At 68.3% G+C, this 24,394-nt stretch carries 21 protein-coding genes; 16 read left to right on the top strand and 5 right to left on the bottom strand.

The annotated features are described in order from the left end of the window. The first annotated feature begins 173 nt into the window (after positions 1–173). The 4 genes from ACIA03_RS22190 (at position 174) to ACIA03_RS22175 (ending at position 5,672) form a co-directional block, all read left to right on the top strand. On the top strand, positions 174–2,366 hold the full coding sequence (locus ACIA03_RS22190) for a YncE family protein (RefSeq protein WP_396986523.1): 2,193 nt from the start codon (positions 174–176) through the stop codon (positions 2,364–2,366). 182 nt (positions 2,367–2,548) lie between these two features. After that, positions 2,549–3,814: a copper resistance protein CopC gene (locus ACIA03_RS22185; RefSeq protein ID WP_396986647.1), complete on the top strand. Its 1,266-nt coding sequence runs from the start codon at positions 2,549–2,551 to the stop codon at positions 3,812–3,814. Positions 3,815–3,877: 63 nt separating this feature from the next. Next, positions 3,878–4,342: a hypothetical protein gene (locus ACIA03_RS22180; RefSeq protein ID WP_396986521.1), complete on the top strand. Its 465-nt coding sequence runs from the start codon at positions 3,878–3,880 to the stop codon at positions 4,340–4,342. A gap of 1 nt (position 4,343) precedes the next feature. Next, a complete protein-coding gene (locus ACIA03_RS22175; RefSeq protein WP_396986519.1) occupies positions 4,344–5,672 on the top strand; it encodes a hypothetical protein in 1,329 nt (442 codons plus the stop codon). A gap of 77 nt (positions 5,673–5,749) precedes the next feature. Here the strand turns inward: ACIA03_RS22175 and ACIA03_RS22170 are convergent, their stop codons facing one another. Both ACIA03_RS22170 and ACIA03_RS22165 read right to left on the bottom strand, forming a co-directional pair. Next, the gene (locus tag ACIA03_RS22170) at positions 5,750–6,958 is read right to left on the bottom strand and encodes a lytic transglycosylase domain-containing protein (RefSeq protein ID WP_396986517.1); all 1,209 of its coding nucleotides are present in this window, start codon (positions 6,956–6,958) and stop codon (positions 5,750–5,752) included. A 332-nt stretch (positions 6,959–7,290) separates the two neighbouring features. Continuing rightward, positions 7,291–7,725 (bottom strand): RidA family protein, encoded by a 435-nt coding sequence (locus ACIA03_RS22165; RefSeq protein WP_396986515.1) that lies wholly within the window; start codon positions 7,723–7,725, stop codon positions 7,291–7,293. An 86-nt stretch (positions 7,726–7,811) separates the two neighbouring features. Here ACIA03_RS22165 and ACIA03_RS22160 point away from each other — a divergent pair, with 86 nt between their 5' ends. From ACIA03_RS22160 to ACIA03_RS22140, 5 genes are read left to right on the top strand one after another with little or no spacing between them, the layout of a single operon-like run. After that, positions 7,812–8,258, top strand: a complete 447-nt coding sequence (locus ACIA03_RS22160; RefSeq protein WP_141791646.1) for a cupin domain-containing protein — start codon at positions 7,812–7,814, stop codon at positions 8,256–8,258. Next, entirely contained in the window at positions 8,255–9,193 is a 939-nt protein-coding gene (locus ACIA03_RS22155; protein ID WP_396986512.1) for an acyl-CoA thioesterase, read from the top strand. Before ACIA03_RS22160 ends, ACIA03_RS22155 begins: the two co-directional genes overlap by 4 nt. Continuing rightward, positions 9,190–10,842: an AMP-binding protein gene (locus ACIA03_RS22150; RefSeq protein WP_396986510.1), complete on the top strand. Its 1,653-nt coding sequence runs from the start codon at positions 9,190–9,192 to the stop codon at positions 10,840–10,842. Before ACIA03_RS22155 ends, ACIA03_RS22150 begins: the two co-directional genes overlap by 4 nt. Next, entirely contained in the window at positions 10,839–13,244 is a 2,406-nt protein-coding gene (locus ACIA03_RS22145) for a bifunctional salicylyl-CoA 5-hydroxylase/oxidoreductase (RefSeq protein ID WP_396986508.1), read from the top strand. The genes ACIA03_RS22150 and ACIA03_RS22145 overlap by 4 nt, the downstream gene beginning before the upstream one ends. Next, entirely contained in the window at positions 13,241–14,086 is an 846-nt protein-coding gene (locus tag ACIA03_RS22140; RefSeq protein WP_396986506.1) for a PaaX family transcriptional regulator C-terminal domain-containing protein, read from the top strand. The genes ACIA03_RS22145 and ACIA03_RS22140 overlap by 4 nt, the downstream gene beginning before the upstream one ends. A gap of 105 nt (positions 14,087–14,191) precedes the next feature. On the opposite strand, the gene ACIA03_RS22135 is transcribed toward ACIA03_RS22140, so the two are convergent. Both ACIA03_RS22135 and ACIA03_RS22130 read right to left on the bottom strand, forming a co-directional pair. Beyond that, positions 14,192–14,515 carry a hypothetical protein gene (locus ACIA03_RS22135; RefSeq protein ID WP_396986504.1) on the bottom strand — a complete coding sequence of 108 codons (324 nt, stop codon included), beginning with the start codon at positions 14,513–14,515 and terminating at the stop codon, positions 14,192–14,194. 30 nt (positions 14,516–14,545) lie between these two features. After that, positions 14,546–14,953, bottom strand: coding sequence for a low molecular weight phosphatase family protein (locus tag ACIA03_RS22130; protein ID WP_396986502.1), 408 nt, complete (start codon positions 14,951–14,953; stop codon positions 14,546–14,548). A gap of 99 nt (positions 14,954–15,052) precedes the next feature. Here ACIA03_RS22130 and ACIA03_RS22125 point away from each other — a divergent pair, with 99 nt between their 5' ends. The 5 genes from ACIA03_RS22125 (at position 15,053) to ACIA03_RS22105 (ending at position 20,349) form a co-directional block, all read left to right on the top strand. Further along, complete coding sequence (locus tag ACIA03_RS22125; RefSeq protein WP_396986500.1) at positions 15,053–15,220, top strand: hypothetical protein; 168 nt, start codon at positions 15,053–15,055, stop codon at positions 15,218–15,220. Between the two features lie 196 nt (positions 15,221–15,416). Next, positions 15,417–16,172 carry an IclR family transcriptional regulator gene (locus ACIA03_RS22120; protein ID WP_396986498.1) on the top strand — a complete coding sequence of 252 codons (756 nt, stop codon included), beginning with the start codon at positions 15,417–15,419 and terminating at the stop codon, positions 16,170–16,172. A 65-nt stretch (positions 16,173–16,237) separates the two neighbouring features. Next, on the top strand, positions 16,238–17,215 hold the full coding sequence (locus ACIA03_RS22115; RefSeq protein ID WP_396986496.1) for a PDR/VanB family oxidoreductase: 978 nt from the start codon (positions 16,238–16,240) through the stop codon (positions 17,213–17,215). Positions 17,216–17,230: 15 nt separating this feature from the next. Next, the gene (locus tag ACIA03_RS22110) at positions 17,231–18,445 is read left to right on the top strand and encodes a cytochrome P450 (protein WP_396986493.1); all 1,215 of its coding nucleotides are present in this window, start codon (positions 17,231–17,233) and stop codon (positions 18,443–18,445) included. A 176-nt stretch (positions 18,446–18,621) separates the two neighbouring features. Then, a complete protein-coding gene (locus ACIA03_RS22105; protein WP_396986490.1) occupies positions 18,622–20,349 on the top strand; it encodes a CocE/NonD family hydrolase in 1,728 nt (575 codons plus the stop codon). 211 nt (positions 20,350–20,560) lie between these two features. Here the strand turns inward: ACIA03_RS22105 and ACIA03_RS22100 are convergent, their stop codons facing one another. Further along, positions 20,561–21,160 (bottom strand): TetR/AcrR family transcriptional regulator, encoded by a 600-nt coding sequence (locus tag ACIA03_RS22100; RefSeq protein WP_396986488.1) that lies wholly within the window; start codon positions 21,158–21,160, stop codon positions 20,561–20,563. A 198-nt stretch (positions 21,161–21,358) separates the two neighbouring features. On the opposite strand from ACIA03_RS22100, the gene ACIA03_RS22095 reads away from it, so the two are divergent. Together ACIA03_RS22095 and sph are read left to right on the top strand one after the other, a co-directional pair. Then, positions 21,359–23,395, top strand: a complete 2,037-nt coding sequence (locus tag ACIA03_RS22095; protein ID WP_396986486.1) for a neutral/alkaline non-lysosomal ceramidase N-terminal domain-containing protein — start codon at positions 21,359–21,361, stop codon at positions 23,393–23,395. Between the two features lie 66 nt (positions 23,396–23,461). Further along, a complete protein-coding gene (gene sph / locus ACIA03_RS22090; protein WP_396986484.1) occupies positions 23,462–24,376 on the top strand; it encodes a sphingomyelin phosphodiesterase in 915 nt (304 codons plus the stop codon). Positions 24,377–24,394: the final 18 nt, after the last annotated feature.

Genomic DNA, 24,394 nt, shown 5'->3' with positions numbered 1-24,394 from the left:
GGATTCCCCGAATTTCACCTTGGAGATCGAATCAAATGCGCTAGAAAAGAGAGGCATTCTTCATGTCTGTATCAGCTCCCCAAGGATTCTTGGGGCCCAGGAATCGACGACGACGACTCGGCGCGGTGGCCGTGGCGGCGGCCTCGGCGATCACAGCGGCGAGTCTGACCACGATGCCGGCGGTAGGCCAGCAGCCGGTCGGGGTGGGCCCGCTCCCCATCAACTTCGACATCACCGACCAGAACGGAGCATGGTTCGACTCCGGTCTCAACCTCTTCGGCAGCAAGTCGGTCGCGGTCGGCGTGCTCCCCCGGGTCGCACCTGCTGGCGGAGTGCCCTCTGTCGGTGGCCCGCTGCTACCGGCTGACGGGTCGTTGGTGGAGAACATCACCGGCGGCCTCACCGGCGGCCTCGGCGGGGCGGGCGCCTCGGCTGACCCGCTGGGCCTCAACTCGACCCTGGCCACCGTGCAGGGCCTCGCGAAGTCCTCGCCGGAGGCGGCTGGCAAGGCCGCCGAGGCCGAGGATCTGATCGGCCAACTCAAGGCGACCGTCGCCGACATGCCGGCGGGCGAGCCGGTCGACCTGGACTCGCTGCCGGTCGGCGTGGATCTGATGGGTGTCCTGGACTCCCTCAAGGATTTCACGGTCGAGGGCCCCCCGGTCACCGTCACGTTCAACGTGGACCCGGCCAAGTCGCAGGCAATCCGCAACCCGATCGGGCTGATCGCCCCGGAGGGGGCGGACGGGTTCCCGTGGATGGATTCAAAGGGCGCCTTCTACGGCAAGAAGACGATCCAGCTCACCGAGCCGGGGCTGTACGCCTTCACCGACTCGATCGCGGTCTACGGGCTCGGCGCGGTCGTGGTCGACGACCCGCTCACGCTGGGTCTCGACTTCGGCGAGAACCTGGTGGTCAACGGCAAGCCCGAGCCCGTTCCGTCGAACGCCGACATCATCCAGCGGCTGGTCAACACCGCCTTCACCGCCAGCAACCCGAACAACTGGCAGCAGCAGAGCGCCACCAAGGAGGTGTCCTGGAACCCGGTCCAGCCGCCCGTCCCGATCCTGCAGCACGACGCGGACGGCAAGCCGGTGCTGATCCCGAACCTGGACGCGTACTTCGACCAGAAGTTCGGGTACCCGAAGAAGCTGCCCGCGTTGAAGAAGCCGACCGCCCCTGGTGTGGGTGAGGTCTGGTTCGCCACTCAGATGGAGGACTACGCCGGGAAGGAGAAGCACGGCTCCATCACGAAGATCGACGCCGAGGACTGGACGATCGACCGGAAGATCGCGGCCCCCGAGATCAACATGAACAACGTCCACAACATGTGGACGGACAAGACCTACAAGTACCTGTACGGGAACGAGTGGTTCGACAACGAGACCGACGTGTTCGACCGGGAGACCGGCAAGTTCATACGGAGCCTCGAGGTCGGGCCCAACCCTGCGCACGTGATGACCCGTCCGGGCAACGACAACCTGACGATCGGCATCAACGCCGGGACGGACATCGTCGAGGCGGCACCGGGCGCCACGAAGATCATCAAGCGCATCCACGTCGACCCGGACAGCGGCATGACCCCGCACCCGCACGCGCACTGGACCAGCCATGACGGCAAGACGGTCGTCGCGCCGGACACGATGGCCAACGAGGCCGCCATCGTCGACTTGGACTCGGGGAAGGTCAGGCATGAGCCCGTCGGGGCGTTCCCGATCGCCACGTCGATGACGCCGGACTCGAAGAAGGCGTACCTGTCCAACTTCCTGGGCATGAGCGTGTCGTGCGTGTCGCTGAAGGAGGACGCGTGCGCCACCCCCGACGGCGGTGTGGCCAAGAACTCCACGATCGACCTGTGGGAGAACTACGACCCGCAGACCGGTCCCGAAGCGGGCAAGCCGTGGGGCGGACTGACCGTCCAGCTCCCGGTGAGCCCGGACGGTAAGGCGCTGTTGGCGGTGAACACCCTGTCCGCGACGGTCGACGTGATCGACCCGAAGACAAACAAGATGATCACGCAACTGCCGTGCAACCCCGGCTGCCACGGCGCCAACTTCGGCGCCAAGAAGGGTGGCGGCTACTACGCCTACGTCTCCAACAAGTTCTCCAACGCCATGCAGATCATCGACGTCGACCCGAACAACGATGGCGACATCTCGGATGCCGCCATCGCCGGCCAGCTGCCGCTGGGGCCGACGTCGGACACCAAGATGGACGACGAGCTTGTCGCCCACCCCGGTGTGGGTGGACAGGGCGTCCTGGCCCTCCCGCTGGTCTACAACGGCTGGTCACAGGAGATCCCGAAGGCCTGGCGAAAGGGTCTGACCTGCGAGCAGATCAACCCGATCGACGAGTCGGCCTGCTGATCAGCATCTGACACCACCGACGGTCCGGGGCTGGGCGGCGCTGCACAGCCCCGGACCGTCTCTGCCGGGCCCGAAATTTCCCAGGAGTTCCCAATCATGCAGGAGGCTGGCCGATGACGGCGCAGGAGATTCGCCCACGGGCTGTGACAGCCCCACCCCGCCCCAGGATCCGTCGGCGGGTGATGGGGCTGGTTGTGCTGGTCGCAGCCTGCTGGGGAGTGTTGCTCACGGTGCTGCCGTCGACATCCGGTGATCCGGTGCTGGTCTCCGTGAGCCCTCAGGACGGCGAGACGGTCAGATCCCCCGACGAGGTCCGGATCACGTTCGACCGGCCTGTCCCCGCGGAGCTCGCGACGATCCAGATGACTGATCCCGCGGGCGAACGCATCGTGTCGACCCGGCCGTACAACCCGCCGGGGGCCGACGACGCGATTGCCGTGCCCATGCCGGAAGCCCGCTACGAGGGGATCTACACGGTCGTCTGGTCGGTGCCGTCCAGCACCCTCGAGCCGATGATCGGGTCGTCGACCTTCTCCGTGTACTCCGCACAGAGGTTCACCGCGGTCCCCGGCCTCGTCGTCGACCGCGACCCGGTCGTCGTCGCGGTGTACACGGTGGCGGAAACCCTCGCGACGGCCGCCCTGGTGCTCGGCGTCGGCACAATGTTCGTGCTCGGAGTCGCCTGGCCAGAGGGCACCCGCCGTCCAGGATCGCGCCGTCTGCTCAAGTACACCTGGGCGACCATGGTGCTGGCGACGCTCGTGTCCCTGCTCTCGTTCGGCGGTTACGCCGCCCGGACCTCGCTCGGTGACGCGTTCGACCCGGCGCTCCTCGCCGGGACGGTCGAGTCGGACATCGGGGCGGCGCTCATGGCCAGGCTGCTCATCATGCTGCCCCTCACACTCGGTTTCTGGCAGCTCCTGCGGAGCGCGCCCGCCCGGACTTCGGTCGAGCGGTGGATGGCCGCGGCGACGGTGCTCGGTGCGGCCTCGGCATTGGCAGCGACCTGGATCTTCGCCCGCCCGCACGCACCGGCGGGACCGGGGCCGCTCAGCCTGGCCGCGGACACCGCGCTCCTGCTCGCGGCTGCGGTCGGTGTCGGCGCCGCGGTGATGCGGTGGACGGTCCTGCGTCGAGCCGGTAAACAGGCGGCGCCCGCCGCGCAGCTGCTTGCCCGGATCATGCTGGTGGGCGGCGCGGCGGTGCTACTCGCGGCGACCACGACCCGCGGCTGGCAGCTGGCAGCGTACGTCGCGCTGGCGGTGGTGATCGTCGGCACGGGGGTGACACTCCTGTACCGGGAGCGGCGCCGCAGATCCGCCCCCGAGAAAAGCGACGGCCGGCGCGACAAGCCCGCTCGTCGGCGGCTGTGGGAGGTGGCCGCGGTGTCAGCCTCGGCCACCGTCGTGGCGCTCGCAGCGCTACCCGGTTCGGACCTCGTCGGTTAGGACCCGCCCGGCGCACAGCACGTGCGGGCGATCCATCAGACACGACTCATGAGAGAGATGCCCATGCCACGCACCACCGCCCTCGGGCGATTCGGCAGCACCATCGCTGTGACCTTCGCACTCGTCCTCGCGCTCACCGCGTGCGGAAGCACCGACGAAGGAACCGTCCCATCGGCCGAGCCGATCGACGCGACGTCCTCCGTGATCCCCTCGGGCGCCGCATCGTCAGCAGCTCCGGTCAGCCCCACGGCCGACTCCACCGATCTCGGTCCGCTGCTGACGGTCACGATCGACGGAGAGGAGGTCTCGCCCAACGCGGAGGAGATCGATCTCGGCACCGGCGAGAAGCTTCTCGTGGAGATCGACTCCGATCGGGCCGGCGAGCTGCACGTCCACTCCGCCCCTGAGCAGCTCATCGAGTACGCCGAGGGGACCACGAACGGCGAGATCGTCGTGAACACGCCTGGCACCGTCGAGGTCGAGGACCACGACACCGGCGCCGTCGTCGCCCTCATCGAGGTGCGCTGACTTGTTCCTCCTGATCCTGCCCATGCATGGCTTGGGCGGCGGCGCTGACCTGCCGATTCCTGCCCACTTCGCGATCGCGGGCGGCACGGCCGCCCTCGTGCTGTCCTTCGTCGTTCTGCTCCTGGCGTGGCGTACGCCCCGGTTCGCGGCGACCGGCGGCGAACGAACCATCCGCGCGGACGTGGCAGCATTCCTGGACAGTCGCGCCTGGACCATGAGCATCCGCGCACTCGGGATGACGTTCTTCTGCTTCATGCTCTGGCCCGCGCTGTTCGGGCCGGACCTGCTGAGCAACCCCACTTTCGGCGTGGTCTACGTCTGGCTCTGGGTCGGCATCGTCCCGGCTTCGCTGCTGTTCGGCCGCTTCTACCGTGCTGTCAGCCCGGCCCGCACCTTCCACTTGATCCTCGCGAAGGTCGCGGGGCGGCCACCTGGCGAAGGCATAAGCCGATATCCGGCCCAACTGGGGTACTGGCCCGCAGCAATCGGTCTGTTCGCCTTCGTCTGGCTCGAGCTCGTCTCACCCCAAGCGTCCTATCTGGGCTCGGTTCGCGCGTGGTTCGCGTGCTACTTGGCAGCGATGTTGCTCGGCGGCGCGATCTTCGGCGAACGATGGCTCGAGCGGGCCGACCCGTTCGAGGTCTACTCCACCCTTCTGGCCCGCCTCTCACCGTGGGCACGAAACGACGACGGCGACCTCGTCTGGATCAGTCCGCTGCGCAACCTTGCCCGTGTGCCGGGCGAAGCAGGACTGGTGGCCACGGTCGCGGTCCTGCTCGGAAGCACCGCATACGACAGCTGGCGCGAGAGCGTGACCTGGATCCGGTTCGTCCAGTCCAGCGGCATCGATTCGACCGTGTTGGGAACGGCCGGGCTCCTGACGACGGTCACCGTCGTCGGAGTCGTCTTCATGGCGGCGTCGATGGCAACAGGGGTGGATGAGAGCGTCGATCGCCGGCAGGTCCCGCGTCAGCTCGCTCACTCGATCGTCCCGATCGTCGTCGGCTACATGGTGGCGCACTACCTGAGCTTCTTCGTACAGGTCGGCTCACAGACTCTGATCCAGATCAGCGACCCAGTCGGAACCGGCACGAATCTGTTCGGGACCGGGGGCTGGGAGGTCAACTACTGGTTCTTCCAGCATGCGACCTTCTTGGCCACAACCAAGGTGGTCTCCATCGTGACCGGGCACGTCCTGGGCGTCATCGCAGCTCACGACCGTGCCCTCGAGATCCTTCCCAAACGTCACCAGGTCGCCGGTCAGCTGCCGCTACTCGTCGCGATGGTGCTCTACACCTACATGGGCCTCTACCTGCTGTTCGGAGCCTGACACGGTCGGCCGACAGCTTCCCGCACTGGCGGCCGAAGTCAGCGGGGTGGTTGCGGCTATCGCAACCAGAGGTGGACTCAGCGGACCAGGTCGTTGACGCACCGGTTCCAGGCCACCAGGTCGAGCGGATTCACGCCGTTCGCCATGCATCGGGTGATCGCCTCGGTCAGCGTCAAGACTTGATCGACAGGTTCGCTGACGGGGGCTGGAAGTGGCTCGGTGACCTTCTCGAGAGTCCCCTCGTCCTGTCCCTGCTTCGGCGGCGAAGACGGAGCCTCCTCCGACGCAGGCGACTCAGGCTCCCCTTCCGTGCTTGCCTGACCGCCACGATCCGGGTCCGGAGCGGAGGTCGGGTGAACCGTGGCGCCGTCGCCACCCCGCGGGGACCGCCCTGCTTTCGGCCCCCGATCCTCGCCGGTGGCAGCAGCGTCAGCCCGTCGATAAGAGCCGGACATGGAGGTCGCCGACACGATGTGGTCGGGAACGGCGGCGTAGTCACCCTCCAGGTACGCCACTCGAGTACGCAGCACCTGGTCGGCGTAGGACCGCGAATGGTTGTAGCGGAGAACCGCTGCGCGGCGACCAGCCTCGCTACCGAGGTCATAGGGTCCCGCGCACAGATACACCGCCGCCGCCAGCACAGCGTCATTGATGTTCTGCGGGTTCCTCTGCCCGTCGCCATCGGCGTCCACGCCGACGGCCGACCATGTGCTGGGGATCAACTGCATCGGACCGACAGCACGATCCCAGATCTTGTCTCGGTCGTACTGCCCGGCATCGGTGTCTTCAATCGCCTGGGTGCCATTCGTACCGTCAAGAGGGATGCCATAGAGGCCTGGACGGGAGACGCCGTCGGCGCCCAGGGTGCTGCCGCCGAAGCGGCCGTGGTCCGACTCCACGTGGCCCACGGCCCCGAGCAACTGCCAGTCGATGTTGCACGTCTCGTCGGCAGCGTTGATGACCGTCTCAGCGCGCTGGTACGCGGCAAGCGCAGCTGTCGGGATTCCATCTTCGGAAGCGGCCGACGCAACCTGCACAACACGCCTCTGCGGCACGCCGGCCCCGACGACCGCGGGTCGGGAGTAGCTCGCCGGTGTCCGCGGCGCCGTCACCGGAACCGAGATACGGCTGGAAGGCGTGGCGCCCTGCCCATTTGCGCTGGAAAACGTGTGCGGACTCATCAGGGGCGCAGTCAATGCGAACGACAGGGCGATCAAATGGACGTGTGCGACACCGAACCGCTTAGCGCCCGACGTCGGCATCTCGGCACTATCCGTGGCAAACATGGCACCTCCGTGGGGTCAACAGCTGATGTTGAATCGAGGTTTTTCCGTCCGCTCAGCCGGTGTCCGCCGGGGCGGGTGAGGCCAGGACCGCGACGGTCCACTGTGCCCGAGTAGCCCACGACGGCATCCCTTCAAGGTGCGGGTGGCGAGGGATCGCGCCGTTGCGACCGAAGAGAGACGGGTCCTACCTGACGGGGCCACATCCGTCGGTGGCTCTGACACGAGCGGGGCAACGGGAGGCGCCGGACCTCTTGATCGTCAATCCTTGGCGAACCCGATCGCACCTACAACCACGTCGGCGTAAACATGCGGGATTCCTAGCTCTCACAACCTCACAGCACGCCTGGACGCACCAGCCGGTCGTCGGGGATGACGGCGACGCCGAGGATCTCGATCATCGCCTCCGGCTGCCACAGCGCCGTGGTCCCGATCCCGGCCATCGCCGGATAGACCGGGCCGGCGAGCTCGCGCCAGACCGCGCCGATCTCCTTGCCGTGCGCCTGGTAGTCGGGGATGTCGGTCAGGAAGATCGTGATCGAGACCAGGTCCTCCGGGATGCCGCCCGCCTCCCGCAGCGTGGTCAGTACGTTGCCGAACGCCTGCCGGAACTGCTCGACGATCCCTCCGGGGACGATCCGCATGTTCTCGTCCAGCGCGGTCTGGCCGCCGAGATGAAGGGTGTTGCCGCTGAGCGTGCCGTGCGAGTAGCCGCTCGGCGCGGGCAGCGCCGCGGGATTCACCGGGACGGGCTTGAGGTCGGAGTTCATGATTCGACCGTAGGGCATCTATTGACATTCCTACAACGTTCGTGCAGAAAATGAAACATACCTGAATCGAACGGACAGGACCTCACATGGACCCCACATCCGACACCTCCGGTCTCGTAGTCCCGGTCGTGACCCGCGCCGGCTTCGAGCCCGACCTGACCGGGCAGAGCGAGGGCGCCACCCGGATCAGCGGCGTGAGCATCCAGCACACGCCCGCCACCAAGCTCTGGTTCGGCAAGGTGCACAACCTCGCCGGCTACCGCTCCGTCCCCCATCACCACGGCGAGGCCGAGACCGGCGGCTACGTGCTGTCCGGCCGGGCCCGGATCTACTTCGGCGAGAAGTTCCAGGACTACATCGACATGTCGGAGGGCGACTGGGTGTTCGTCCCGCCGTTCATGCCGCACGTCGAGTGCAACCTCGACCGCAACCACCCACTGACCTGGATGACCACCCGCACCCCGGAGAACATCGTCATCAACCTCCCCCAGGTCGACGACGCCGACCTCCGCGACTGGGCTGACCGGCCATGACCTCGAGCCCAGAGACGAGCACGGAGACGAGCACGGAGACGAGCACGGTGTTCACCGACGCCGTCACCCTCAAGGAGTGCGAGGCGGAAGTCTTCGACTACGCCTTCACCGCGACCACCCAGCCGTGCCCGTGGCCGAAGGCGTACGGCGGCGACATGGTCGCCCAGGCGCTCGTCGCCGCTTCCCGGTCCGTGACCGACGGCAAGGCGATGCACTCGATGCACTCCTACTTCATGCGCCCCGTCGACATCGGCGCCGAGGTCCGCTACGAGGTCGAGGTGCTGCGCGACGGCCGCGGCTACAGCACCCGTCAGGTCCGCGGTTTCCAGAACGGCAAGCCCGTCTATGTCTGCCTGGCGAGCTTCGCCGCCGGCGAGCCGAGCGGCAGCTTCCAAGCGACGATGCCGGCTGACGTCCCCGGTCCGGAGACGGTGCCGACGTCCGCGGCCTACCTCGCCGACCGCACCGGCGGCACGATGACCGAGACCTCCAAGGCGTACTGGTCCGGCGGGCGCAGCTTCGACATGCGACATGTGCCCGGGCCCGTCTACCTGACCGTCGAGGGCGAGCGGTCGCCGCACCAGGCCCTCTGGGTCAAGCCGTACGACGCCCTCCGCCCGGTCGAGGGCCTGACCGACCAGCAGCGGGACACCGCGGCCCTCGCCTATGTCTGCGACTACACGATCCTCGAACCCGCCCTGCGGGTGCTCGGCCTGGCCTGGGCCGACGAAGGACTCGTGACCGCGAGCCTCGATCACGCGATGTGGTTCCACCGTCCGGTCGAGATGGACGACTGGCTGCTCTACGCACAGGAGGCGGTCTCGGTCGAGGACGGTCGCGGCACCGGGATCGGACGGTTCTTCACCACCGACGGCGTGCACGTCGCGACGGTCGTCCAGGAGGGCATGATCCGCGCGGCAGGACCGGCGTCATGACGGCACTGAGCCTGACCAGCCACCAGGACACGTTCGCCCGCGACCACCTGCCGCCGCCCGAGCAGTGGCCGACGCTGGAGTTCACGACCCCGCTCCTGGACTACCCCGAGCGCCTCAACGCCGCGGCCGAGCTGATCGACGCGACCGTCGCGGCCCACGGACCGGACCGCCCCGCCCTGCGCACCCCCGACGGCACGGTCTGGACCTACGGCGAGCTGCTCACCCGGGCCAACCAGATCGCCCACGTGCTGGTCGAGGACCTCGGACTCGTCAGCGGCAACCGCGTGCTGCTGCGCTCCCCGAACAACCCGTGGACGGTCGCAGCCTGGCTCGGCGTGCTCAAGGCCGGCGGCATCGTCGTCACCACCATGGCCGCCCTGCGGGCGACGGAGCTCGGGCCGATCGTCGAGAAGACCCGGCCCACGGTCGCGCTCGTCGACCACCGGTTCACCGACGACGTTCACACGGTCAGGGACACCGTCGCGCCCGACCTCGTCATCGTCGCCTACGGCAGCGAGGCCGAGGACGACCTGACCCGCCGGATCCTGGCCAAGCCCGGCGACTTCGCCGCGGCCGACACCGCTGCCGACGACGCCGCGCTGTTCGGACCGACCTCGGGAACCACCGGCGTCCCGAAGATCACCACCCACTTCCACCGCGACATCCTCTCGATCGACAACACCTTCGGCCGGGCGACCCTGCGGCTGGAGCCCAGCGACGTCGTGGCATGCACGGCGCCGTTCGCGTTCACCTTCGGCCTGGGCATGCTGGTCGTCTTCGCGCTCCGCGCCGGGGCCTGCGCCCTGCTCACCGAGGCGGCCTCGCCGGTCCAGCTCGCCGACCTGATCGCCGAGCAGGGGGTCACCGCGCTCGCGACCGCACCGACGGCGTACAAGCAGATCCTCAAGGCCGGGAAGATCGGGCAGCTCAAAGGGCTGCGCGTCGCCGTCACCGCGGGCGAGCACATGCCCCGGGCGACCTGGGAGGAGCTCGAGCACGAGCTGGGGCTCCGGGTCATCGATGGCATCGGCGCCACCGAGATGCTGCACATCTTCATCTCCGCGGCCGGCGACGACATCCGGCCCGGGGCTACCGGAAAGCCGGTGCCCGGCTACCGCGCCGCCATCCTGGACGCCGACGGCAACGAGGTCGGCGCCGGCGTCGAAGGACGTCTCGCGGTGATCGGCCCCGTGGGCTGCCGCTACCTCGACGACGAGCGCCAGCGCGGCTACATCGTCAACGGCTGGAACGTCACCGGCGACACCTTCTTCCGTGACGAGGACGGCTACTACTGGTACCGGTCGCGCACCGACAACATGATCGTGTCCTCGGGCTACAACATCGCCGGACCCGAGGTCGAGGAGGCCCTCGGGACCCACCCGGACGTGGTCGAGGCGGGCGTCGTCGGCGGACCCGACGCGGACCGGGGTGCGATCGTGTGCGCGTTCGTGGTGCTCCGCGAGGGCGTCACCGGCGACGCCGCGAAGGCCGAGGAGATCCAGCAGTACGTCAAGGGACGGCTCGCTCCCTACAAGTACCCGCGCGACGTCCGGTTCGTCGCTGCCCTCCCGCGCAACACCAGCGGCAAGCTGCAGCACTTCAAGCTGCGCCAGATCATCGCCTCGGAGAGCGGGAAGGGCGGGACATGAGGATCGCGATCGTCGGCGGTGGGCCCGGCGGGCTCTACTTCGCCACCCTGATGAAGACCCTCGACCCGAGCCACGAGATCACGGTCTGGGAGCGCAACGCCCCCGACGACACCTTCGGCTTCGGCGTGGTCTTCTCCGACGAGACCCTCGGCAGCATCGAGGGCGCCGACCCGGTCGTGCACGACCGGATGGAGGCGCTGTTCGCCCGCTGGACCGACATCGACGTCGGTCTCACCGACCGGCGGGGCGCACGCCACTCGTTCACCGTCGGCGGGCAGGGCTTCGCCGCGATGTCCCGCAAGGACCTGCTCCAGATACTGCAGGAGCGGGTCGCCGAGCTCGGCGTGACCGTCCACTTCCGCACCCCGGCTCCCGACCCTGACGAGCTGCGGGCGACGTACGACCTGGTGCTGGCCGCGGACGGGGTCAACTCGACCGTCCGCACCAAGTACGCCGACAGGTTCGGGCCCAGCCTGGACCGGCGGCGGAACAAGTACATCTGGTTCGGCACCGACCTGGTCTTCGAGGCGTTCCAGTTCTTCGTCAAACAGACGGAGTGGGGCACGATGCAGATCCACGGCTACCCCTTCTCCGACCGTGGCTCGACGTTCATCGTGGAGATGCGCGAGGAGGTGTGGCGCCGCGCCGGCCTGGACCGCACCGAGGACCAGGTCCTCACGCCCGGCGCCTCCGACGAGTACGCCGTCGGCCGGATCGCCGAGATCTTCGCCGACGAGCTCCGCGGGCACACGATCCTGACCAACAACTCCCGGTGGATCAGCTTCCAGACCGTACGCAACGAGCACTGGTTCGACGGCAACGTCGTGCTCCTGGGCGATGCCGCCCACACCGCTCACTTCTCGATCGGCTCCGGCACCAAGCTGGCCATGGAGGACGCCCTCGCCCTCGCCGCCTGCCTGCACGAGCATCCCTCGCTCGAGGAGGCCCTCGCGGCGTACCAGACCGAGCGGAAGCCGGTGGTCGAGTCGACCCAGCGGGCGGCCCAGGCCTCGCTGGAGTGGTTCGAGAACATCGACATGTACGCCGACCAGGACCCCGCGCAGTTCGTCTTCAACCTGCTCACCCGGTCGCGCCGGATCACCTTCGAGAACCTCAAGGAGCGCGACGCCGACTTCGCGCACCGGATGGAGGCGGAGTTCGCCCGCCATCAAGGTGCTCCGGCGGTGGCGCCGGCGATGTTCCAGCCGGTCCGGATCGGCGAGCTGGAGGTCAAGAACCGGGTCATGCTCTCGCCGATGGACATGTACTCCGCAACCGACGGCGTCCCCGACGAGTTCCACTTCGTCCACCTCGGTTCGAAGGCGCTCGGCGGAGCCGGCCTGGTGATGACCGAGATGACATGCATCTCCCCGGAGGCCCGGATCACGCCCGGCTGCCCGGGCATCTGGACCGACGAGCAGCGCGACGCCTGGCGGACCGTCACCGACTTCGTGCACCGCCGCTCCACCGCCAAGATCGGCATGCAGCTCGGCCACTCGGGCCGCAAGGGCTCGACGAAGCTGATGTGGGACGGCATGGACGAGCCGCTCGACGACGGCAACTGGGAGGTCATCGGACCCTCCCCGCTCCCCTACGGCGAGGGTTGTCATGTGCCGCGGGAGGCGACGCGTGCCGACCTGGACACGGTGGTCGCCGACTTCGTCGCCGCGGCTCGGCGCGCGGTCGAGGCCGGCTTCGACCTGGTCGAGGTCCACGCCGCGCACGGCTATCTGCTCAGCTCGTTCCTCTCCCCCGTCGCCAACCACCGCGACGACGAGTACGGCGGAGGCCTGGTCAACCGGCTCCGGTTCCCCCTGGAGGTCTTCGACGCGGTCCGGGCCACGGTGCCGCCGCACATCCCGGTGACCGTGCGGATCTCGGCCACCGACTGGATGCCCGACGGCAACACCGACGAGGACGCGGTCGAGATCGCCCGCGCGTTCGTCGAGCACGGCGCGGCCGCCATCGACGTCTCCTCCGGCCAGGTCAGCAAGGACGAGAAGCCCGCATTCGGCCGCTCCTACCAGACCCCCTTCGCCGACAAGATCCGCCACCGCGTCGCCGAACCCGCGGGTGCGAAGGTGATCGCCGTGGGTGCCATCTCGTCGTACGACGACGTCAACTCGATCCTGCTCGCGGGCCGCGCCGACCTCTGTGCGCTCGGCCGCACCCACCTGTTCGATCCCAGCTGGACGCTGCACGCCGCCGCCGAGCAGGACTACCACGGTGTCGGGGCCGACTGGCCGGTCCCGTGGGCCGCCGGACGACGCAAGCCACCGACGTCGCGCAGCGACAAGATCCCGCCTCGGCTGCAGCTGCTCAGGGCCGGCGAGACCGACCCTGTCCACGTGCGATGGGCCCCCGGGACCCGGGCGGAGAATCCGGCAGAATGCCACGGGTGACTACGGCGGAGGCTGCACCGGCAAGCCAGCAGAACCGACGATCGCGCACCACCGTCGTGACGTTCCTCGGCGCCGTCGTGCGACCGCTCGGGGACTGGATGCCGATCGCCGGCGCGGTCGACCTGCTCGCCCAGGTCGGGCTCGACGCCCCGTCCGTACGCACCGCGGTCCACCGCCTCAAGCGGAACGGCTGGCTCGACTCGGAGACCCGTTCCGGCACTCGCGGATACGCGCTGACCTCGACCGCGCTCACCACGCTCGCCGCCGGCGACGAGGTGATCTGGCACGCCCGCAAGCCCGCTGACCTGGCCGACGGCTGGTGCATCGTGAACTTCGGCGTACCCGAGTCGATGCGCGCCAAGCGACACCAGCTGCGCGCCCACCTCTCCCACCTGGGCTTCGGCAACGTCGGCACCGCCCTGTGGATCGCGCCCGCGCGGATGCGGGAGGCGGCCGAGCGAGCGGTGACCGAGCTCGGGCTCGAGGCCTACGCCGCGATCTTCGTCGGCGGCTACCACGGCACCCAGGACCTCACCGAGCTGCTCTACAGCAGCTGGGACCTCGAGGCGATCGACCAGAGCTACCGCGACTTCATCACCGCCCACCGCCCTCTCGCCGACCGGCTCGCGAGCGCTGCGCCGGCGGGACGGGACGCCTTCGTGACGTACCTCGACATCGTCGGCCGGTGGCGCAAGCTGCCCTTCCGCGACCCGGGGCTGCCCCACGACGTCCTCGCCCCGGACTGGAGTGCTCCGGCCGCGACAGCACTGTTCGAGCGTCTGGTGGACGCCCTCGAGAAGCCCGCGCTCGCCCACGCGAGCGCCCACTGGCCGTCCGCCTGACGAACCGCACGATCGACGCTCGGGAGCGGCTCGGCGTCGAGCTGTTCGTCTCGATCGTGAAGATCGTGCTCGTGCCGGTGTTGCTCGGCCTGGTGCTTCGGCTGGTCAGTTCTTGGGGTTCCGGTTGCTGGCGGGAAGACGCCAGGGCCGAGCCGATGTCCGGCGACCGCGGTTGGAGCGGATGGACGCCGCGCCGGACGCAGGTCGGCAGTCAGCGACCTTCTCGGCGAAGTAGACGGTGCCGGCGAACCGGTCGGCGAGGGACACCGCGTCGGCGGTGGCATCCGAGCCCTTGGCATGGTCGTCGATCGAGGCATGCAGGATCTGCTCGATCGCGGCAGCGTCGTGGGAGCCGCCGAACTCCTCGGCGGGGCGAGCGGTGGTGCTCTTCGGTGCGAACTGCTGGTCTCGGGTGACCTCGGTGTCCATAGGGTCTACTCCTTGCGCGTGGGGGAAGGCTCATGGATGAAGGCGTGACGCGAGCGCCTTGATGCGGCGCTCGAGCTCGGCGTACGCGGTGTCGAAGGCCTCGGGGCCGTTCCCGACCGGGTCGGGGATGGACCAGTGCAGCTCACCGGGGACCTTCGACGTCTCATGCGCGCGGTCACACACGGTGACCACGAGATCGTCGGGATCCAGTACGTCCTCGATCCGCTGTGGCTCGACGATGGGGAGGTCCAGCTCGCGGCGGGTCGCGACGTCGATCGTTCCTGGGTTGATCCGGTCGGCGGGATGGGTGCCGGCAGAGTCTGCCGGGATCGGGCTGACCTGGCGCCACAGCGCGGCAGCCAGGTGCGAGCGTGCGGAGTTGCCGGTGCACACGAACAGGACTCGCTTGGGCACCGGACGGGGGGATCCGGTGCCCAAGCTCTCGAACGTGTCCTGTTCGAGATGGAGATACGTACGTCTCCCGTCGCCCTCGGAACTGTGACGGGACACGACGCCTGCGCTCACCAGCGTCTGGACGTGGTGGGCAAACAGGTTCGACGGGACAGCCAGCATCCCGGCGATCTCTGTGGGGGAGGCATCACTTGTCTGGAGGATGTCAACAATCCGAAGTCGCACCGGATCGCCGAGCGCTGCATGCACTTTGGCTCGACGTTCCAGCTCTTCTTGTTGCTCAACCTTCATTGAGTCAATGGTTACTGAGTAAACAAGGGCGAGTCAAGAGATCGGCAGAAAATAACGATCAAGTGATCGATTTCGACGTCCGTCGCGACCGATGTGGTGCTCTCACTCATGCGCGAGTGCAGCGGGCTCCTGAGCTCGCGGCAGGTCGCCGCGCGGGGCATCACGCGAAGCCTGCGCGCCGAGGGTTCAGACTGGGACCATGGCACGATCACCGTCGGGCGAGTCGGTCATCGAGCGCGTCGTGCGCATCCTTGAGGCCTTCGACCCCGAAACGCCGGCGCTGTCGGTGAATGAGCTGGCCGCACGCTCCGGCCTCCCCTCCTCGACAGCGTCGCGGCTCGTCGACCAGCTGGTGTCGGAGGGACTGCTACGCCGAGACGCCTCCCGACGCGTTCGCGTGGGAGTCCGCATGTGGGAGCTCGCCTCCCGGGCCTCTCCCACCCTGGCACTTCGCCAGGCCGCGATGCCGTTCATGGAAGACGTTCAGGCCGTGGTGGGTCACCACACACAACTCGGGGTCCTCGATCGGCGCGAAGTCCTGTTCCTCGAACGTCTCTCCGCACGACGCGCGGTGGTCAACATCACCAGGGTCGCCGGGCGGCTGCCCCTGCACGCATCCTCCGGGGGGCATGTGCTCCTCGCGCACGGGCCGCATTCGCTCCAGCAGGAGATCATCGCAAGTCCTCTCCGCCGCTACACCGATGCCACCGTGACCGATCCGACCCAACTCCGCCGGGTCCTGGCAGACGTCCGCCGGCAGGGGTACGCCTTCTGCCCCGGACACATCGATCCGGCTGCCACCGGAATCGCGGTCCCCGTCCAGGACCGACGCGGACGAGTGGTCGCCGCACTGTCCGTAGTGGTGCCGAACGACGACGAGGCCCGGACGCACATCGGCGTCCTCAAGACCGCCACGCGTGGCCTCGAGCGAGCATTGGCCGGGCCGGTTCAATGATAGTCGTGGCCCATTGAATGGGATGACGCTCGTGAACGGGATCACGTCGTCCGCATGCTTTCGCCATGTCCGTTACGACCGTGACTCCCGTCACACCCACCCAGTCGGCCAAGGTTCGCCTTCGTGTGAGGCGCAAGGCCCAGCTCGCGAAAGGCGTCTGCGGCCTCGTGCTCGTCGACCCCGACGGTCGACGTCTTCCGGACTGGACGCCCGGGTCCCACGTGGACCTGACCTTCGCCAACGGCCTGACCCGCCAGTACTCCCTGTGCGGTGATCGCTGGGATCCTCACCGCTACGAGGTGGCGGTGCTTCGCGAGCCCGGAGGCCGCGGCGGGTCGGCGTACGTGCACGACGTGCTCGCTGAGGGCGATTCGGTCGAAATTGCCGGCCCGCGCAACAACTTCGCCCTCGCTCCAGCTGACCGATACCTGTTCGTCGCCGGCGGGATCGGCATCACTCCGATCCTCCCGATGCTGGAACAGGCAGAGCTGCTCGGCAGTCCGTGGAACCTTCTGTACGGCGGGCGCCACCGCTCGTCGATGGCCTTCCTCGATCGCCTCGCAGGCTGGGGCGACCGGGTGGAGGTTCACCCGCAGGACGAGCATGGGCTCCTCGACCTCAGCGCCGTGGCCGGAGCACCCCCCGGCACCAAGATCTACTGTTGTGGCCCGGAGCCACTCCTCACCGCGGTCCGCGAGGCTGCGGCGAACCTCGCCGCAGGATGCCTACGAACCGAGCGGTTCGCAGCTCGCGAGCAGGGGGCACCGGTCCGGACGACTTCCTTCACCGTCAAGCTTGCACGAAGTGGGGCTACCGTCACCGTGCCGCCAGGCGTCAGCATTCTCGACGCGGTCGCCGAAGCAGGGGTGCCGATCCTCGCCTCCTGCCGGCAAGGAACGTGCGGCACATGCGAGACGCCCCTCCTCGCCGGCCTACCCGACCATCGCGACTCGCTGCTCAACGAGCAAGAGCGCAACAGCGGCGACCTCTTCTACCCCTGCGTCTCACGTGCTGCCAGCGACCACTTGGTCTTGGACGCCTGACCGATCGGAGATCCGATGACTGCCCCGATTCCAGCCCGCACCCCGGCTCCTGCGCCGCTGCTGCACGATGACCCCTTCTCCGACGACGTGCTCGCCGACCCGCTCGCCTTCCAACACGAGCTCCGCGAAGCGGGCCCCGTCGTCCATCTCCCGCAGTACGACGTGTTCGCGATGGGTCGCTACGCCGAGGTTCACGCAGCGCTTGTGGACTGGCAGCGGTTCCAGTCCGGCGCCGGAGTCGGCCTCAGCAACTTCCGCAAGGAGCAGCCGTGGCGTCCACCGAGCCTCCTGCTCGAGACCGACCCGCCGCATCACGATGCTCCACGCGACGTGCTGGGGCCTATCCTCGCCCCCCGCGCGCTGCGCGGGCTACGCGAGAGCTGGCAGGCCGTCGCCGACGAACTGGTGGACGAGCTGCTCAGCCGTGACGAGATCGATGCCGTCACGGACCTTGCCGAGGCCTATCCGCTGCGTGTCTTTCCCGACGCCGTCGGGATCCCTCGCGAAGGCCGGGAGAACCTGCTCCCCTACGGCGACCACCTCTTCAACGCCTTCGGTCCCGACAATGGCCTGGTCCAGAAGGGCAAGCCCACTATCGTAGCGACCGCCAGCTGGGTCGACGCACAATGCCGTCGCGATGTCCTCACCAAGGACGGCTTCGGTGCCGCGATCTGGGAGGCAGCGGACCGAGGTGACATCACCCAAGCACAAGCGCCTCTGATCGTGCGCTCCCTGCTGTCCGCCGGCGTCGACACGACGGTCCACGCGATCGCCGCCGTCCTCCACGGGTTCCTCACCGCGCCGGACCAATGGCAGGTCCTGAGACGATCGCCCTCGGCCGCGCGGATCGCGTTCGACGAGGCCATCCGCTGGGAGACCCCCGTGCAGACGTTCTTCCGCACCGCGACAACGGACGTGCTGGTGGGCGGCACCGTCATCCCTGACGGCCACAAGATCTTGATGTTCCTCGGGGCCGCCAACCGCGACCCCCGCCGCTGGCAGGACCCCGACGCCTTCGACATCGGCCGGGACCCGTCGGGCCACGTCGGCTTCGGGATGGGCCTGCATCAGTGCGTCGGCCAGCACGTCGCACGGCTCGAGGCGGAGTGCGTCCTGCACGCACTGGCTGCGCGGGTCCGTGCCATCGAGCCGGCAGGCGAGCCGGTCCGCCACCTCAACAACACGCTACGCGCCTGGGAATCCCTCCCCGTGCGACTCGTGCCCGCCTAGACGACCCATTCGGCACCACGCCCTCAACCGGTTCGAAGAAGAGGAGGCCCCATGACGTGTCCGGGTGCGCGCCCACGAGGCCCAGCACCAGCTGCCGGTTCGACCGCAGGAACGACCCCGGAGCCGCACGGTGGGCCATCCCCGTGCGGCGCTGGCATCACAACGAGGAGACACCCATGAAGTACGTCTACGAACGCAACGTCCCGATGAAGACCCGAGACGGAGTGACGCTGTACGCCAATGTGTGGCGACCGCTGGAGGGACAGGCGCCCACCCTCCTGATGCGTACGCCGTACAACAAGGAGGCGGCCTTCTTGGTAGGCGGACCCGCCAACGTCATTCCCTCCTTGCTCGGGTTCGTGAATGCCGGCTACGCCGTCGTCCTGCAGGACGTCCGGGGCACCTACGAGTCGGACGGTGACTTCACCCCTCTGGTTGACGAAAGCACCGACGGTCAGGACACCGTCGCGTGGATCCTCGAGCAGGACTGGAGCAACGGGTCGATCGGCACCTACGGCGGCTCCTACATGGGGATGACGCAATGGGCCCTCGCCACCGCCGACACCCCCGGCCTGCGAGCCATCGCGCCCGCCGTCGCTTCGGCCGAGTGGTACTCGGGCCTGTTGTACCCGGGCGGCGCCATGACGCTCAGCAACGTCACGCTCTGGAACGCGATGATGTACGCCGCGGACGAGCAGCGGGGCCTGCAGCGCGGTGAGACGTCCGACCCCTCGAGTCTGATGCGGCTCGGGGGAGCTCTGATGGACCCGCTGTCGCTCAACGACGCCACCCCTGTCGCCGACCTGCCGGTGCACGGGAAAGGACGCTGGTTCGACGACTGGCTCGCCAACGCCGACTTCAACGACTACTGGAGAACCGTGGACTGGTCTGCGCGGATCGGAGACCTCACCGTCCCAGTGCTCGCCAGCACCGGCTGGTACGACCTGAAGGTCCATGGGCAGGCCGCCGACTTCGTCCGGGTCCGGACCGAGGCGGGTTCGCAACAGGCCCGGGAAGAGTCCCGCCTGGTCATCGGACCGTGGGACCACACGAACCTGACCGGGCAGTACCCCGACCGCTACTTCGGTCTCCAGGCCGCCGGCGACCTGAGCCAGTCGCACGTCGAGTTCTTCGACCAGTTCCTCCGGGACGAGCCGCCCGCCACCCCGGCCCCGCGGGTGCGCATCTTCGTCATGGGCATCGATCAATGGCGCGACGAGACCGACTGGCCGCTGACCGACACTCAGTACACCGACTATCACCTGGCCAGCGGCGGTGCGGCCAACACCCGCGACGGCGACGGCGCACTCGTGCTGGACGCACCCGCTGACGAGGGACAGGACGACTTCACGTACGACCCTCGCGACCCGGTACCGACCGCAGGCGGTGCCCTGCTTCCGTCTGTTCCCGGCCTGGTCGGGCCGGTGGACCAGCGCGTCGTCGACCACCGCCAGGACGTCCTCTGCTACGCCAGCCCTGTCCTGGACGAACCAGTCGAGGTCACCGGATTCGTCGAGCTGAAGGTGTTCGTGTCCTCGACCGCCGTGGACACCGACATCACCGCCAAGCTCGTCGACGTCTTCCCCGACGGCAAGGCGATCAATCTGTGCGACGGCGTCCTACGGCTTCGCTACCGCGACGATCTCTCAAAGCCTGAGCTCATGACCCCCGGCGAGGTCTACGAGGTCACCGTGCCGATGTCGGTGACCTCCAACGTCTTCCTCCCCGGACACCGGATCCGCCTGGACATCTCGAGCAGCAACTTCCCGCACTACGACCGCAACTCCAACACCGGGGGAACGATCTCGTCGGAGGCGCTTGACGACATGGTGGTCGCCGACAACACCGTTCACCACGGTGGTGCTCGACCCAGCCGCCTGGTGCTGCCCATCATCGCGCGGTGAGCGTGGTTCCTGTGCGCCTGCCGTGAGCAGGCGCACAGGAACGCAGCAATCCCCCGGAACCAAGCACGCACTTCTCCACGACGCTGCCCCGCTGCGTCACGATCTCGGGCCGCCGCGAACACCGCGCCCATCGACCAGCGGCACTTCCCAAGATCATCGGTCAGCCACTCTCCTCGAGACCGCCGCTCCAAGACCTCCAGCCAGGGCGTGGTCAGCTGGCCCGTACGGCGAGGCTCGCGATGTGGTCCGCACCGAGGTCGAGCGCGGCAGCCGCGGCATCAGCATCACCCTCGCTGAGGTAGAGCAGTGTCATGCCGTCGATGATCGCCGCCATATAGCGGGCGACGGTGGCGAGCGGCACCGACCAGGTCACCCCACAGGCCTCCGACAGCTTCTCCAGCACCTGGCGGTTGGCGGCCAGGTAGGTCTCATACTGCCGACGGGCGACATCGGCGAGGCCGGGCTGGCGGACCGCGTACTGGGTCAGCTCGTAGGTCACCCGATGTTCGTCCGGGTTCTCCTTCACGTGCGTCCAGTACGCCGCGAGCCCTCCCCTGAGCCGCTCGTCGAAGGTGCCGTCCTCTGCAACGACCTCGAGCGCAAGGCTCAGGGTGTGGCCGGTGATCGCCTCGATGACGTTCTCCAACAGCTCCTGCTTGGACCGGAAGCAGTAGTGGAACGCACCCAGTGGCATCTCTGCCTCGGAGACGATGGAGCGGGTCGTGGCCTTGGCGACGCCGTCGCGCACCATCACGCGGATGGCGGCCTCGACCAGCCGGTCGCGTCGTACGTCGGCGGGGACTCGTGGCATTCGTGCGCTCTTTCAGTCGTCTACGCGGAAAGTCCTATCCTGCCCTGTCCAAGACTCCTGACCAAGAACCGAGAAGCATCCCGGACAAATTTTTGGTCGACCGACCAAGACTCTTGACCTACGAGTGTGACAGAGGTCATCCTCTTGAGACCGCGCGCCGACGGAAGCGGACGTGCGCCGCCATAAGGGGAGACGTTGATGAGACGTATTGCGACCGGCTTGGCCAGCGCGGCCGTGGCCGTCACGGTCACGATGACCGCCACGATGCCTGGGCTGACCACGAGCGCCGCCGACGCTGCGACGGCGGAGACGGGTGCGACGTACCTCGTCGGCCGCGGTGTCTCCGACTCGACCGGAGAGCCTGCCGAGGCCGGGATGATGGGCTACGCGGATCTCGCGCAGAACACCGCAGGGCTGCACATGCGGCCCCGGTCACGGGCCTTCGTGATCGCGGATACCCGATCCGGACGGCGCGTCGTCCACGTCACCGCAGACGTCGGCATGATCTTCCAGTCGGTCCGCGACAAGGTGCTGGCCCGCCTCGGTGAGCGGTTCGGCAGCCGCTACAACGAGCAGAACGTGATGCTCACCGCGACCCATACCCACGCCGGCCCTGGTGGCTACTCGCACCACACGCTCTACAACATCACCACGCTCGGCTATCACGAGAAGACCTTCAACGCGATCGTGGACGGCATCGTCGACTCGATCGTGGAGGCCGACGCCGACCTGGCACCCGCAACGCTGACGCTGTCGCAGAGCAGCCTCGACAACGCCAACGTCAACCGGGCGCGCGCCGCATTCGACCGCAACCCGGCCGCGGACAAGGCGCACTTCCCCAACGCCACCGACACCCTCAGCACCACGCTGGAGGTGCACCGCAACGGCAAGCTCGACGGGATCATCAACTGGTTCCCGGTGCACGGAACGAGCATGTCGACCGACAACAGACTGATCAGCCCCGACAACAAGGGGTACGCCTCGTACCACTGGGAGCGCCAGGTCCGCGGTGTCGACTACCTCGACCAGCAACGGCCGGACTTCGTCGCCTCCTTCGCGCAGAGCAACGCCGGTGACATGTCGCCCAACCTCAACCTCGCCCCCGGCAGCGGCCCGACCGAGGACGAGTTCGAGAACACGCGGATCATCGGGACCCGGATGTTCGACGCGGCCAGGAGTGCCGGGGGAAACGACCCGGTGAGCGGTGGCATCGACTCCCGCCTGGTGTACGTCGACATGAGCGATGTCGCGGTCCGCGGCGAGTTCACTCCTGATGGCAAGTCGGCCCACACCTGCGACGCCGCGATGGGCAGCCAGTTCGCCGGCGGCAGCACCGAGGACGGCGGCGGCGGTCTGCCCGGCCTGGATCAGAGCAACCCGCTCGCGGCGATCGTGTCCGGCGCGCTCTACACCGCCAGTCCGGAGCTGAAGGCGTGCCAGGCACCCAAGGAGATCCTGCTGCCGCTCGGGGCGCTCGACCTGGTCCAGCAGAAGCTGCCGGTCCAGCTGGTGCGGATCGGTGACTTCTATCTGATCGGCATCCCGGCCGAGGTGACCATCGTGTCCGGCCTCCGGCTGCGGCAGGCGGTCGCCAAGATCGTCGGTGCCGACCTCGACCACGTGCTGGTCCAGGGCTACGCCAACGCGTACGCCCACTACCTGACCACCCCCGAGGAGTACGAGGCGACCCAGTACGAGCAGGCCAGCACCATCTTCGGTCGCAACGAGCTTCCGGCATTCACCCAGGTCAGCGCCGACCTCGCGACCTCGATGAAGAACGGCACGACGCTGCCGTTGGGCGAGAAGGAGCGTGACCGCACCAACGAGCAGCTGCCGACGCTCCAGGGCAACCCGATCGCGGACGCGCCGCCGCTGGGGCGCAGTTTCGGCGACGTGCTGTCGGCCCCGAAGGCTGAGTACACCAAGGGCCAGCAGGTGAGCGTGGTGTTCGCCGGGGCCCACCCGAACAACAACCTGCGACGCCGTAGCACCTATCTCGCCGTTGAGCGCAAGGTCGACGGGCAGTGGGTGCGCGTTCACGACGACGGCGACTGGTCCACCAAGTTCCGCTGGGCCCGCGAGGGGCTGGCTGCCTCCAAGGTCACCATCACCTGGGACATCCCCCAGGACGCGGCGACCGGGCTCTACCGGATCCGCTACTTCGGCGACGCACGTGGCCTGCTCGGGGGCATCTCGTCGATCTCCGGCACCACACCGCTGTTCACCGTCGACTGAAAGCGACCCAACGTGCTCGTTCGCACTGCCTTGGCCTGCCTTGCCGCAGCCACCTGCACCCTCACCATGACGGTCCTTCCGACCGCCCACGCCGCGCCTGCCGCGATCAGCACCGCCACGACGGCCACCGCCGCCTCTCGGGTCGAGGTTCTGGCCAACAACGTGATGCTGCTCCCGGAACTCATCGGCGGCATCGCCAACTCGACCCGAGCCGGCCTGCTCGCCGGCGCCCCATACCTGCGCGGCTACGACGTGCTGGTGCTCTCGGAGATGTTCGACAACGGGCCGGCAGCGACGGTCACGACCGGACTGTCGGACGACTACCCGCACCAGACACCGGTGCTCGGCCGGTCGAGGTCGGGCTGGGACGACACCCAGGGCGCGTTCTCCCTGCTGACCCCGGAGGACGGCGGTGTCACGGTCCTCAGCAAGTGGCCGATCGTACGGAAGGTGCAGTACGTCTACAAGCAGGGCTGCGGCGCCGACTGGTTCTCCAACAAGGGCTTCGTGTACGCCGTCCTCGACGTCGACGGCGCCAAGGTGCACGTTGTCGGCAGCCACACCCAGGCCGAGGACTCGCTCTGCAGCGATGCCGCGGCGGTGCGGGCCACGCAGTTCGCCGAGCTCGACACGTTCCTCGACGCGCAGGACATCCCACCGGACGAGCAGGTGATCATCGCCGGCGACCTCAACGTGGTGAAGTCCTCGCCCGAGTACGACGAGATGCTGACGCTGACCGGCACCGTCGCCCCGACCCGGGAAGCCGGCGCGCCGTACAGCTGGGATCCGAGCACCAACTCGATCGCAGCCAGCAGGTATGCCGGCTACGCCCCCGAGCGTCTCGACTACGTGCTCTACCGCCGCGCCAACGCACGACCGGCGGTCCGCACGAACACGGTGCTGACACCGCAATCGCCCCCGTTCACCTCCGGCGGCACGACCTACACCGACTACTCCGATCACTACCCCGTCACCGGCTGACCCGGCACCCTGAGGAGA

It is taken from the genome of Nocardioides sp. NPDC051685, from assembly GCF_044453405.1.
Lineage (GTDB): Bacteria > Actinomycetota > Actinomycetes > Propionibacteriales > Nocardioidaceae > Nocardioides.
Note: the sequence above shows the minus strand (reverse complement) of the source record. Positions and strands in the feature narration are given on the sequence as shown.